Raw genomic sequence first — 14,988 nt, forward strand, 5'->3', positions numbered from 1 at the left:
GGTTTGCCTTAATTGGTCCTGCCAACACGGATTGTGTAGCACCGGTAGCATTATTTAATACCAGTCCTAAAGCCCCAACATTAAACTCCTGATAATAGTTATGAGAAACACCATTGAGGTTAGGCGCTGCAATATGGACAATAGGAAGATTATTTCTCACGGCAACCCGTGCCTGCTTATCCGCCAGTTTAATCCCCGGCATTCCGCCTGCTATTTCTGGGACATGTATTGTCAGCCGGGGTACATTACCTAACCCGACATCAATCAGCGCAGAAGTCACCGGGGTATACTTCCTTTCAGCTGGGTGCAACTCAGTGCTATTTTTGGCGACTGCCGTCGCCCCTTCTGCCGATAATGTTGTATCTGTAATGTTGTCGCCTGCAATCATGGTTAAATTGTTACCGGCGGTGACCTTACCAATATCAAGCGAGTTGCCACTGGTCAGGGTAATATCTTTCCCTGCGGTCAAAGAAATGCCCCTCAGATTTACTCCTGCTCCAGCATGGAGCTCAATATTCTTATCCGCTTCCAATTGACTGAACTGGCGCAGACGCTGGTTAATGAGTTCTCTATCAGTGATGTTGTCGCCTGCAATCATAGTTAAATTGTTGCCGGCAGTAACTTTACCAATATCAAGCGAGTTACCACTGGTCAGGGTAATATTCTTCCCTGCGGTCAAGGAAATACCATCCAAATTCACCCCTGCTCCAGCATGGATCTCAATATTCTCATCCGCTTCCAATTGGCTGAACTGTCTTAAGCGCTGGTTAATGAATTCTCGTTGAGTGTCATCATTCTGTACATCACTATCAGTACTGCTCTGATTATCATTAAATTTAGCTAAATCCGGGGAGAGAAAAATCTTAATCCCTCCATTGCTAGCCAAAAAGATATTTTTCACCCGGTTAATCAACGTATTTACAAGAGAGAGTTCGCCATCAGCGGTCAAACTGATATCACCTTGCGTTGCGGTCAAATTGGCCAGGTTAACTTCCTTACCCGCCTCAGTACTCACCAGACGGATTTTATTGGCATACATTCCCCCCAATGACCCGGTATCAATCGCTTTCCAGGGGTTATCTCCTTCTCCGGCAATAGGGACAACAGTCCCATGTTTGAAATCAACCTGGTTGGCCCCCTGTGTCAACGTCAGGTTTTTCGCCTGTACTTTGCCATTTAATATTGCTGCCCGGCTGATAATATCGACATCATCCTGCGCCGTTGCATCCAGTCCCTTTTCACCGATAGTTATGGCGCCTTTTTTCACTGCTAAGGCTGCTAACGCTCCGTCTTTATCAAACACCGGTTTTCCGGTCAATAAGGTAACTGCCGGGGTATTAACAAAGCCACAGCCATCACAGGTAATGCCGTTCGGGTTGGCAATGAAGACACTGGCTTTTTGTCCCACGACTTCCAACAAACCTTGCAAATTTGAGGCTAAAGTCCCCACCACTTCATTAATAATCAGCTCCGCCGACTTACCATTAAAATGAGGGTTTGCCCCAATTGGTCCTGCCAATACGGATTGTGTAGCACCGGTAGCATTATTTAATACCAGCCCTAAAGCGCCAACATTAAACTCCTGATAATGGTTATGAGAAACACCTCGAGAGTTAGGTGCTGCAATATGAATGATAGGAAGATTGTTTTTCGAGGTAATTCGCGTTTTCTTATCCGCAAGTTTAATCCCTGGCACTCCACCTTCTATTTCTGGGATATTTATTGTCGGCAGGAGTGTATTGCCTAACGCGAGGTCAATCAACGCAGAGGTCACCGGGGTATACTTCTCTTTAGCTGAGTACAACACGGAGCTATTTTCAGCGACTGCAACTGCCCCTTCAGCTGACAAGATTGCCTTAGTATGAGTGATATCCCTACCGGCAATCATAGTTAAATTGTTACCGGCATCGACCCTACTAATATCAATCGAGTTGCCGCTTGTCAGGGTAATATCTTTCCCTGCGATCAAGGAAATGCCTTCCAGCTTTACCTCTGCTCCAGCATGGATCTCAATATTCTCACCCGCGTCCAATTGGCTAAACTGACGCAAACGCTGGTCAATGAGTTCCCGTCTAGTGTCATCATTCTGTACATCACTATTCGTACTGTTCTGATTATCACTGAATTTAGCTAAATTAGGGGAGAGAAAAATCCTAATCCCCTCATTGCTAGCCAAAAAGATATTTTTCACTCCGTTAGTCAGCACATTTTCAAGAGAAATTCTTCCATCAGCGATCAAGCTGATATCACCTTGCGTTGCGGTCAAATTGGCAAGGTTAATTTCCTTACCTGGTTCGGTGCTCACCAGACGGATTTTATTGGCATATATCCCCCCCAATGGCCAAGTATCAATCGCTTCCCAAGGGTTATAATCTTCCCCTGTCATAGGGACAATGGTCCCGCGTTTGAAATCAATCTGGTTAGGACCGTGTATCAACGTCAGGTTTTTTGCCTGTAGTTTACCGTTAAGCTTAGTGATCCGGCTGATAATATCGACATAATCCTGTGCCGTTGCATCCAACCCCTTTTGACCAAAGGTTATGGTACCTTTTTTCACTGCTAAGGCATCTAACGCTCCATCTTTATCAAACACCGGTTTACCGGTCGATAAGGTGACAGCCGGGGTATTAACAAAGCGACAGCCATTACAGGTAATGCCGTTCGGATTGGCGATGAAGACATTGGCTTTTTGCCCTACTACTTCCAATAACCCTTGCAGATTCGAGGCTAAAGTACCCACCACTTCATTAATAATCAGCTCCGCCGACTTACCGTTGAAGTTAAGATTCGCTCCAATTTGCCCCGCCAGCAAAGACTGCATATCATTGGTAGAATTATTGAATACCAATCCGGAAGTCCCAACATTAAACTCCTGATAATAGTTATGAGAGAGGCCATAAGCATTAGGTGCCGCAATATGAATAATAGGGCGATTGTTTTTAGAGGTGATCCGTGTTTGCTTATCCGCGAGTTTAATCCCTGGTACTTCACCTTCTACTTCTGAGAAGTTTATTGTCAATTGAGGAGCGCGGCTTAGCGCACGTGCAATCAGCGCAGAAGTGACTGGCGTATACTTCCCTTCAACTGAGTTATACTTTCCTTCAGGTGAGTGCAACTCGGTGTTGTTTTTGGTGAGTGCAATCGTCCCTTTTGCTAATAAAGTCGCCTCAGTATCAATAATGTCACCGCCAGCATTAACGGTTAAATTATTGCCGGCAGTGATGGTACTTTTTATTATCGGGAATTGAAATTGTGAGTAGGATTGTTCATCGTCATCGGTATCCTCATATTCATCTACATCATAATGCTTCTCATAGCCATTTCCATGTTCATTTTGATACTCATAGGAGTCTTCCGTACTAATATCAATAGTACCACCACTTGTCAGAATAATATCTTTCCCAGCAGTCAAAGAAATGGTTCGTAGATCAGCAACCTTTCCAGCATGAACTTCAATATTCTCATCCGCTTCTAGACGACTGAGCTTGTGTAGACGATCATTAATTATCTCTTGTTTAGTATCATCATCTAATTGAATACCTTCAGTGCTACTCTGCTCATCATCAAAATCAGTTAAATCAGCATAGGAAGAAATTTCAATCTTCTCATTGGCAGCCAAAAATATATCTCTCGCTCTGTTAATCAGAATACTTGAAATATTAATATGGCCATCGGCGATAATGCGTAATATGTTATCAGCAGAAATAGTTGTTAATGCACGTATTCCTTCCGGGGTATAGTCGTCTCCAGATTCAATAGAAAGAAACCCCTCAGAAAGCAAGGTCACATCTCGACCTGAGATATCATAACCATTCACATTAAGATGTGATTTGCCATCCAGCACGACATGGTTCCCTGCTTTTAAATTCCCTCGGCCTAAATATAATCCTCCAGCACCAATGGTTAGATTTTGTTCTGCCATCATTGATGCATTATTGACTAAACCTTCGGCGGTTAGAGTGATGTTTTTCCCTGCGATTAAAGCTAGCTCAGTGGGTTTCCTTCCTTCTTTAAAATGTTCCTTATCCAAATCAAAACGAAATGTATCTTTAAATGTCGCCGTCAGATCTCCACCAGCACTCAACTTACCAATGATATTTTCCTGACTGTCTTTTATTGCTTTCGCTGAAAACTTTTTACCTGTCAGGCTGAGATTTTGCACCGCGCTTAACTCGCCAACATTATTTATCTCGTTAGCTGTAATGGTGTTGTTTTTACTCGCGGTAATAATGGGGTTACTTTGCCTGGTAGGGTTTACGTTATCAAGTTTAGTCGCTTTAATGGTGACATCACCACCAGCACGGATTTGCCCTTGATTCCGCAGTGTTTCGGTGGTCAATATCAGATGTTGACCCGCTTGCACATTACTTTGTGCCGCCGTTTCAATGGCTTTGCTGTTGATATTGATGTCCGTCTTGGCCTGGACCTCCCCTAAGGTAATGTTACCATCAGCGGTTAAACTGATATCGTCTTGGGTTGTGATCAGATTGGTAAGATTAATGCCAACACCAGCCTCCGTTCCCACCAGGCGGATTTTATTAGCATACATTCCACCTACAGCCCGAGTATCAACAGCCAGTTGCGGCGTTTCTCCTTCTCCTGCTATAGGTGTTGTAGCCCCGCTCTTGAAATCAACCTGGTTTGCCCCTTGTGTTAGTGTCAGATTTTTAGCCTGTACTTTACCGTTAAGTATCGTGGCACGACTGATAATATCGACATAATCCTGGGTCGTCGCATCCAGCCCTTTTTCACCAAGAGTTATAATGCCTTTTTTCACTTCTAAAGCCTCTAACTCCCCGTCTTTATCAAACACCGGTTTACCAGTGGATAATGTGACAGCCGGGGTATTAACAAAGCTACAGCCGTTGCAGGTAATACCATTCGGGTTGGCAATGAGGACATTGGCTTTTTGCCCCGCCACTTCCAACGGGCCTTGCAGTTGTGAATCGTTGGTACCAATCACCTCATTAATAATCAGGTCTGCAGATTTACCCTCCTTAAGGTTAGGATTCGCCTCCATTGGCCCTGTCAGTATGGATTGAGCCTCACTAGTGGCATTATTTAACACCCCCCCGGCGGGTCCCACATTAAAGTCCTGATAAATATTATGTGAAATCCCCGCTCCATTAGGTGTTGCGATATTCACAATAGGAATTTCTCCTGGCTGGACGACCTGTGTTTGACTATTAGCAGCTGCAATACCCGCACCAATTGCTGGATGCATTGGATATACCGCCATCAAGTAAGTCAGCAGATAACTCAGATATTTCATTTTAGGGGGATGTTGTTCGGACATAATGGGATATCTTTTCTTATAAGAATTAACTTAAAATTCAAATGAAACGGCGGCATAAGCCGCCCACGCATCAGGCTTAAGGGTATGTGGATAGTACAGCGGCTTACCGATCATCAACTGGGATGACAACTCACGCCGTGTCAGAGTGACGCCAAAAGCGCTACCCAGTAAGTGGGCTTCTTCTACCCCATAACGGGATTGTCCAACCAGATAACCATAATCCAATGCACCAGTGAGTGTCAGCGCCCCGACCTTACCCATGTTAAGTTGATGGGTGACCTCCTGACGCCAATAAAGCCCTTGATTACCACTCAAGGACTGTGCTTTATATCCGCGTACCGAATATAATCCTCCGATTGACAATCGTTCAGGAGATAGCAGATTGTCAGGACTCAGTTGGCCATAAAATGAGGTCAAATAGGCGGTATTAGAAACAATTGGATAATAATAACTGCTACTCAAATTGAATTTACGAAACGCGTTTCGGGTTGCAACAGGAGGCAATGTTACAACCTGCCCATACTCAAATGAGGGGTTAAACGTGAAATAGCCACCTCCAAATACGGTACTGTACCGGGAACTCACATAGGTAGTTTTTACCACCGGACTACTCACTGCGAGTTTTTCACCGGCAATAGCATTTTTCACTACCTTATGGCGGCTGCCTAACTGCAAACTCAGCTTCTGTTTTCCATCTCGGTAAAGGGTACGACTGGTATCAACCTGGTGAGTTTGGTTTTCACTGTCATAGGGGTAAGTGTCATACATGGACATCAGCGCTTGCCGTGAGGTATTACGAAAATAGTGATAACGCACGGTCCAATAGCCATAAGGCACACTTACCGATAAGACCAGATTGCGACTGTGGTGTGCTGGCCTAAAATCCGTATCCTGTGTCCAGGAAAACGACCACTGTTCCCCAAGACTAAAAGGGGCATCCAAAACTAATCCAGCACTAGCCTGATATTCACCAGTACCTTTTTGACCACTGTTCTCTATGTTTAACTGTACCTTACCGGGAAAATGGCTGACTTGTCGCCGGATGTGCACTATGGAATAACTAGGCTGTATGCCGGGTTGTATATCAATGGTAAATTGGGAAGAAGTCAGGCGATTAAGCTGCTCCAACCCTTGCTCAACATCTCGCAAATTCAAGACCTTTCCCGCCATTCCCGGAAACAGCATCTTTGTCATACGCGGTGGTTCGCCATCAATTTCGACAGATTCAACCCTACCTTCTATCACTGCAATGTTGAGCTTACCATCCGCCAAGTTTTGCTCGGGCAGTTGCGCTTGAGAAGTGATATGACCATAAGTGATATAAGTATTAGTTACCGTCCTCACCAGCTGCTTGAGTGCAGCAAGCGTGACACAACGATGTAAATAAGGCTGAACTAGCGTGCTCTGTACAGAAGCGGGTAAAGACTGAGCACCTTGCAACGTAATTTCATTTATGATGACACACCGGGTATCAACAGTTGAGGTACCATCGACTGTCTGCTCAGGTAATGACAGGGATTTCTGCAAATCCTCACGTTGTTGCTGGGCATCTTCAAGTAATGTTTTTTGTTGCTGACGTTGGCTATCCAGTACCGCGGAAGAGTCTTTCAGATACTGCGCCTGCTGTTGCTGTTTTTGATGAATAAAGGATAGCTCATCTGCCTGTACGGATTGCATGGAAAATATAGCCCATCCGACCAGCCCTATTATTATTCTGCTGGGAATTACCATTGCCATTAATTGAACCAATAAGATTCTTAATCTTTACTGAATAGTTATAAGAAAAATTTGAGGAAGGTTATTATGGTTAATGCTGTTTAATCCTTAACCCACCAAATTAAAATTAAATTACAAAGGGATATTTTCAGTTTATTTCACCATAAATATAGCAAAAAATCAATTAATTAATGAAATTAACTATATATCGTATAACAATCATTCATTAAAAACAGGAGGCTATAAGAAAGATCAAAATATTGGCTCATGCTCAAAGAGCCATCATGTCACAGGAAGACTTACCGCTACTGGAGAATATCTCGGGATACTTTTTATCTTCGAAAAAAGATCTTGCAGCTGAGGGAGAAAAAAACTAATTAATAGCAAATCGTACCCCGAGAACCCAACTGTTCGAGTGGCACTCATTAATTGAAGAGAAAATTTTATACCTTTGTAAGAATTTGAAAATCTCTATACCTGGGGACTCTGTGTTCTATACAGTCACGACCTTAACAGGCTTCCTCAGAGTCCCAGAAAACGCTAAGTCAAATTGATTAAACGATATGAAAAGAAAATATCGGTGCATCAATTATATCGTTGAGAAACTCCCTTTTAGGATCAGAAACTCTACCCATGACTTAATGATAAAGGAGAAGTAAATTTGGAAGCCAAATTTGGCTGAATAGGAAGGAGGCGTTTTACCAATATCACAAACCACATATATGGCTTGAAAGGTAAAACGCCTTATAAGACTTTTGTTGAAAAAATGAAAGTTTAAAAACGCTCTGTCAGGAAAGGTCAGAAATCCGACCTATTATACTGCGTAATTAGCTGATTTTTTTACCCTCTTATTCTTCATTCTTTGTTTTGCAAGTTGGCTAGCTGAAGTTCGATGTTGTAATAATGCCGCTTCGTTTTCTTGAATGTTATTCAACTTAGATGCCACTGCATTTTCTAGTTTCGACACGGTGCTGTAGGTAAACATCATTGATATAGGAATATCGTGATAGATACGCTGTTTGAGCCTTTCATTGATTTGAACGATATCCAATGATGTGGCCCCAAGTGCAAAGAAGCTGCAATGCTCATCAATTTCAGAAAGCCCCAACTGGTGTTGTACTTCTTCTGAAATCACCTGTTTAATCGAAATATTTTTGCTTACGATCTCATTTTTAGTCTCTGCCAAAATATTGGCTTTTTCTCTATCCAGTGTATTTACTCTTTCCTCAATCGGTATTACAGAAACTAATAATCGTTGTTGCGTCGCCTGTGAAAGTGCTTGTAGAAATACGGCTTCACCTTGCTGATTGGTTAATCCTTCTGTGGATGCGTCAATTTTCATATTTCTTGACGCCATGCCAACTTCCAGCCAGCGATCCCAAGCGAGAGAATAGATCTTGAATTTTAGATCTCGTCTATCAGCAATCGCGTCGAGAAATGCATTTGCAGCAACATAAGCAGATTGCCCAGGGGCGCCACAGTAAGAGAGTAATGAAGAACATAAAATCATCGAACTTAGCGGTTTCCCTTCAAAGTACGATATCAGGTTCATCGCTCCTTCTACTTTAGCCGTCATGATTTTGCGATGTGATGATATATCAGGTTGCATAATCAACGCCCCAGCATCCGAGCCTGCGCTATGAATCACCATGTTGATGGCCCCATAATTATTTTCCAGATACTGTAACGTGTCGAAAAGTTGGGGTTTATCTGTCACATCCAATTGTCGCAGTATCACTTCCCCACCGAGTTGTTCAATCTTCTCCACACACTCAATTTGTTTAATCAATACCGATTGTTTCTCGTTTTCCTTGATCCTTTCCCATTGTGAACGGTCAGGAATAGCTGTTCGAGAGGCAAGCACAATACGGGCTTTATAGTGTTGTGCCAGACTGTGTGAGAGCTGCAAGGCGATTCCACCTAATCCACCACTGATTAAGACTAAACATCTCTCATGCAACCCATTACATTGTTGATGAGTTTCAACGCTTTTATTCGGCAGTGATTTGAACTCTGGCAACCAAATTTGGTTATGTCTTATTGCCATTCGATAATTAATATCAGAACTGATTAAATGACGAAATAAAGACTGGGTTGAATTATCCTGTGCTAATTCATCGAAGGAGATGTCAATTTGATAGCCATAGTGCTCTTGATGCTCATGGTTAATTGACTGTATTAAGCCTTTCAGTAATGAGATAGCGGCATCGGTGATTTCATAGCCGAGCACATTCTCAATTTGGGGCGTTAACAGAATAAACCGAGAGGCCGCGAGTGACTTACTGGATAATATATTTTTGATACATGCGAGCCATTCAAGATAATGTGCTATTGGATCACCAACAAAGTCTTCTGCATTAGGCATTAATACAAACGAACAACAGCCCGTTAGATTTAACGAAGGTAATTTATCAACCTCCTCGACAAAGATAATATTTTGTCCTGATAAAACGTTATCGACCAGCGCTCTATTGCTATTAGCTCCACGATGTGTGGTTAGAACATATACCTGACCTTCATGTGCCATTTTCTTAATATCATCACACGAACTTCTATACCACACCGGTCGATACAAGATGTTTCCTTTTATATCCGGTGATTTAATCTGTGGCGTTCGACCTTTTACCAGCCGATCTCTGATCTTTGTAAACTCTTTTTCAGCAAATGCGTACACAGGTAAATGAATGAGACGACCAGATTGGCTGCTCGGCACTTGCCGGTTTCCTAATCCAACAGTACACCACAACTTAGCAATTTGGCTGTAGAAATAGGTGATATCCCCCTCAGGTAAATTCGGATGCCTTAACATATTGGCAATATGTATTTGCTGATCCGATTTTTGTTTAAAGAATTTCTGTACACAACTAGCAAGAGTGTTGCCCGGCCCTACTTCGATGAAAACAAGATTTTGCTGCGAAGAAAGCGTCTCTAAACACCCTAAAAAGTCGACTTTATCTCTTTGATGAGACAACCAATATGCTGGTTTTCTAATTTCATTATTATCATGCCAATCACCAGATAGGTTTGACAAAATTGGGATATTTACAGAATTAAACGCGACCGTTTGCAATACCTGCTCATATTCATCCTGTATTTCATCGATCGTTTTAGAATGGAACGCGTGAGTAGTTTTTAGTTGACGCGAATGAATGCCCTGTAATTGCAAGTAAGATTTTAGGTTCTCGATATCTTCAATAGAACCAGACAATACTGTTGAATCTTTACCATTAACCGCCGCAATTTCTAAACTTCCCGCTAATAGTTCTACAACTTGCTCTTTTGACAGAGGTACACTCAACATGGCGCCTGGAGACATTTTCTCCATCAATTGTGCTCGCCTGCCAACCAAAAATAGAGCATCTTTTAGCGCAAAAACCCCTGAAATAGTCGCCGCAACATATTCACCCAGACTATGACCTAATAATATATCAGGCTGAATACCCTTTGATTCCATTAATCGCGTTGTCGCGTATTCAACGATGAATATGGCAAGCTGTATGATTTCGGCAGGAAACGCATTAGAACTTTCCGGTTCCATTAAGTAATTTCTTATCTGTTCCCTTTTTTCATCGTCCAAAAGTGATAAACAATGCTCTACTTGCTCTTTAAAAACCGATTCGCGGAGATATAAGCCTAGCCCCATAGTCTGATATTGCGAGCCTTGACCGGGATAGAGAAAAACAACACGTTTGTTTGCAGGTTCACACCGACCACGAACAAAGTCGGCTGTAGAGTATATCGCCCTGTCGTCTGAGCAAACCAATACAGATCGATAACCAAAATGCTCGCGACCATTTTGTAAGGTATGAGCGACATCAGCTAATTTATTGGGATTAGAGGCTAACCACGCGATTAACCGGTTCTCCATTTCACCTAAGCTCCATTCAGATTTAGCCGACAACGGGAGAAGTTTTACTGCATCGGAAGCTTGATCATCGTGAGGTTCACAGACATATTCTTCCAGTATCACATGAGCATTGGTTCCCCCAATACCAAATGAACTCACCCCCGCTCGCCTTACGGTTGCGCTATCCCAATCTTTGCTGTCGGTATTAACATAAAAAGGTGAAGAAGAGAGTTTTGTTTTAGGATTAGGATTCGTAAAGTACCGATTAGCGCACAGCTTTTTGTGTTTTAACATCAGCGCCGTTTTTATTAATCCGGCCATTCCAGCCGCACTATCAAGGTGCCCAATAATCGACTTCACCGACCCAATAGCAATGCTGTGCTGTGGGACGTTGGCGAAAACTTTATTCAGAGCGGTTATTTCTATTGGATCACCAAGCTTGGTCGCCGTGCCGTGGGCTTCAATATAAGAAATGGATTCAGCTTCAACCTTAGACATAGCCAAAGCACTTCTAATCGCTTCGAATTGTCCGTCAATGCTCGGCGCAGTGTAACCCACCTTTCTTGAACCGTCGTTATTAAGCGCTGATCCCTTAATCAAGGCCAAAATAGGCCGTCCCTGCTCCAATGCAATTTTGAGCGGCTGCAACACTATCGCACCAACGCCTTCGCCGCCGACAGTACCATTCGCCATTTCATCAAATGGTCGGCAAGTTCCATCTGGAGAAGTGATCATGCCATCTTGATGTAGGTAGCCCTGTTGACTGGGCGTCACTAAAGTCGCAGCGGCAACAAGCGCTGTCTGGCACTCACCTAATAACAAGGCTCTTGATGCCAGGTGTATTGCGGTGAGAGATGAAGAGCACGCTGTCTGAATGGCAATCGCCGGTCCTGTTAAACCTAATTTGTACGCCAGTCGAGTTGCCGCAAAGTCTTTCTCTACCAAGTTAAATGCAGAAAAAAGACTAGCGCCATCTTGTTCACATTCGTCATAAGCGGCCATTTGCCAACCAAGTTGAGCGCTTGACGCTAAATAACAACCAACCGCCCCTTTGTATTCAGACGGAACAATGCCGGCAGAACCTAACGCTTCAAAACCACATTCATGTAATTTACGAATTTGTGGCTCCAAAAACTCAGCTTCACGCTTGTTATAATCAAAAAAATCAGCATCAAACGTTAAAGGATTATCAATAACACCCTTAGCATTGACATAATTTTGGCTCGCATAATGCTGTTTAGACACGCCATTTTTCGCCAATGTTTCATCAGAAAAACGAGAGATACAATCCGTGCCCTCTAAACAATTTTTCCAGAAGCTCTCTACTGTTTCACTATTAGGTAAGCGACAAGAAACACCGACGATAGCGATTTCTAATCCCGTTAATTTTTGCCTGGTAAATTCGTGTGTATGATTATCTTTTTTCATAATTTTCAATATTAGCAAGTGCTAAATTAGCCATTAAATTATTGAGAGACGTTTAATTAAAATATCAATATATTGCAATTGATATTTTTCAATTGATATTTTTAAAATGGATAAATTAACGAAATTAAGCTTAAAGACCGAATATCTTTAACGCTTCATCAAACTGTTCTGTTGAATTAGCGCCATTATCGGAACTGTCTAATGGTTGTTGATTGCCATCTATATATTGTGCTTGTGACTGAATCGTAGTGTATTGAAATAAATCGACAATTTCTATTTCCCGCGCAAATACTTCACTTAATTTGAAACTAAGTTGCGCTAACTTAAATGATGAACCACCTAAATCAAAGAAGTTATCTGTTAAGCTGATATTCTCTTTCCGAGTAGTCAGTAAATCCGCCCAGATATCCAATATTTGCTGTTCCGTCTCGCTATTACATGCCACAATTTTTTTCTGCACCACGTCGCAACGAGGATCTGGTAATTTAGCGTTATCAATTTTACCACTACTATTTTGCGGGAATTTATCAACCGCAATGAAATATGCTGGTACCATATAATCAGGAAGATGGAACGCAATTTCCTTACGAATCGTACCAAAATCGATTTCTTCATTAGTACAAATATAAGCGATTAATAATTGATTACCAGATTCTTTATTATTGACTATCACATGAACATCAATAACTGGCTTAATATCATCCACGGAATTAAGTTTTAATATCGCTTGTTGAATAACTTTCTCTATTTCTCCAAGTTCTATTCGATATCCATTTATTTTCACCTGACTATCTATCCGCCCTAAATAAATCATCCCTTCCTCACCGATATATCTTGCCAGATCACCCGTTCGATAATAACGCTTACCATTGATGAAAATGAAAGATTCTTGAGATAACCGGGCATTATTAATATAGCCTTTTGCCAACCCTTTCCCAGATATAGCAATTTCCCCCACTGCCCCTTTGGGAAGAATTCGCATAAACTCATCAATCAGTACAATTTCCTCACCTGACATTGGCAGACCAATAGGAATAGTCTCAGTATTAATCTGGCTTGAAGCGTTAAATTCAAAAGAGAGTGATTGTACACAACATTCTGTGGGCCCATATGCGTTAGAGGCATTCGGAACCGACTCCCAGCAATCAGCGAAATTCAACCAATTTTGCTGATCTAATTTTTCGCCGCCAATCATCAGATGCTTTACCTGACAATCAATGCGCTGACCATTCATTTGTGACCTAATCATCCTTAAATGGGTTGGAGTACAATCGGCAATATGGATCTTTCTGTCACGCCAAAATTGACTGATTCTCCTGCCATTTTTTCTGATCTCATCAGGCACAATATGCAGCGTATGGCCCAGTAACAGAGCCGGATATAGCTGCTGTACCGACGCATCAAAACTGAGTGCTGATATCATTGAGACGTTCAAATCCCACGGGTAATTGCGATAAACCTTTTGATATAGCCCTTTGACCAAATTGACAACGGCACTGTGAGGAATTTCAACCCCTTTTGGATTACCCGTCGAGCCAGAGGTAAAAATAATGTAAGCGGAATCTTGACCATTAATTTCAGGCAATTGAAGGTTTTGTTTTATATCAAATCCATTGTGTTGCAAATTATCATAGGTAATCTGGCGGTACTCTTCCAACGCCAACTGGGTATCAATTGACGATATAACTAATCGCATCTCCGCAGTATCTAGCACATATTTCTTTCTGCCAACGGGCCAATTTATATCGAAAGGACAATATTTTCCGCCGGCTTTAAGCACCGCGAACATTGCTACTATTGCTGAACAAGATCGCGGCATATGTATACCAATCGTATCGCCTCTTTCGATACCTAACTCTATTAACCTGACGGCGCAGGTATCACTCAATTTATCCAGTTCAGCATAACTCAATTCCCCAACATCATCTGCGATAGCCGTTTTTGCAGGGTTCATACTGACCTGTTGCTTAAATAAAGCCAGTATCGACTGCTCGGTATTAATACCATTTTCAACTTCAACAGCATCTAAGAAAAAGGGATCAGCGATTAGCAACTCAGAAATTTTACAATCAGAGCGTATTTTATTCGCCCAAGACTCCACCATATTCATCATAGTGATGACATAATCTGAACCGTATATCGAAGTCACTTCACAGGATATCCGCTCGTTATCATGTTCAAAGAATAATTGCGATAAGGCGCGCTCAAAGAATTCATAAGACTCTTTTTGGCAATTTTTCAATATAACAGCTAAAGGGAAGGTGACTGTACTATCAAAAATGTTTTGAAAAGATGCTACGGCATACGCCAGCTTTTGCTGAATATTTGTTGAAGCAGCTACGATCACCTCTTTTAAGGTACACTCACTATCAAAGTTAAACGGTAGGCATAATACCTTTGGTCCAGTTGAATCTTCGAGATAATTTCCAGTAACAACAGTCACCTCAGAACTCTTCAACATTATTGCCTGCGCATAAGCGGCCAAAGACACGAGCAATATGCTCAACCGTTTATTTGAACCATTTGCAATTGAAAGTAAGGTCTTTGAAGTTTCTTCAGAAAAGCTAAACTTTGTTGGTTTAGATGAGATATCTTTACAATAAGAAATCTCGTACTCTGGGCTACGATATTCAGATAAAAATCCCTTCCAATAACTTACCGTAGCTTCACTAATTACATTACTATTATCAACCATTTTAAT

The 14,988-nt window shown here is 42.0% G+C and carries 4 protein-coding genes; all 4 read right to left on the reverse strand.

What is annotated here, in order from left to right; translation table 11 throughout:
• The coding region (locus C6H66_RS08115; protein WP_248000631.1) for a filamentous hemagglutinin N-terminal domain-containing protein at positions 1 to 5,296 on the reverse strand (5,296 nt) is incomplete at its 3' end.
• A gap of 30 nt (positions 5,297 to 5,326) precedes the next feature.
• A complete protein-coding gene (locus C6H66_RS08120) occupies positions 5,327 to 7,033 on the reverse strand; it encodes a ShlB/FhaC/HecB family hemolysin secretion/activation protein (protein ID WP_105395302.1) in 1,707 nt (568 codons plus the stop codon).
• Positions 7,034 to 7,826: 793 nt separating this feature from the next.
• Positions 7,827 to 12,287, reverse strand: coding sequence for a type I polyketide synthase (locus C6H66_RS08125; protein WP_105395303.1), 4,461 nt, complete (start codon positions 12,285 to 12,287; stop codon positions 7,827 to 7,829).
• A gap of 130 nt (positions 12,288 to 12,417) precedes the next feature.
• Positions 12,418 to 14,748: a non-ribosomal peptide synthetase gene (locus C6H66_RS08130; protein WP_248000632.1), complete on the reverse strand. Its 2,331-nt coding sequence runs from the start codon at positions 14,746 to 14,748 to the stop codon at positions 12,418 to 12,420.
• Positions 14,749 to 14,988: the final 240 nt, after the last annotated feature.

This window comes from Photorhabdus hindustanensis (assembly GCF_002968995.1).
GTDB classification, from domain to species: Bacteria; Pseudomonadota; Gammaproteobacteria; order Enterobacterales; family Enterobacteriaceae; genus Photorhabdus; species Photorhabdus akhurstii.

What these genes read in the sequence shown, in the direction of transcription:
- C6H66_RS08130 (WP_248000632.1), bottom strand. Translation starts at nt 14,748, where the DNA reads ATGTTGAAGAGTTCTGAGGTGACTGTTGTTACTGGAAATTATCTCGAA.
- C6H66_RS08125 (WP_105395303.1), bottom strand. Translation starts at nt 12,287, where the DNA reads ATGAAAAAAGATAATCATACACACGAATTTACCAGGCAAAAATTAACG.
- C6H66_RS08120 (WP_105395302.1), bottom strand. Translation starts at nt 7,033, where the DNA reads ATGGCAATGGTAATTCCCAGCAGAATAATAATAGGGCTGGTCGGATGG.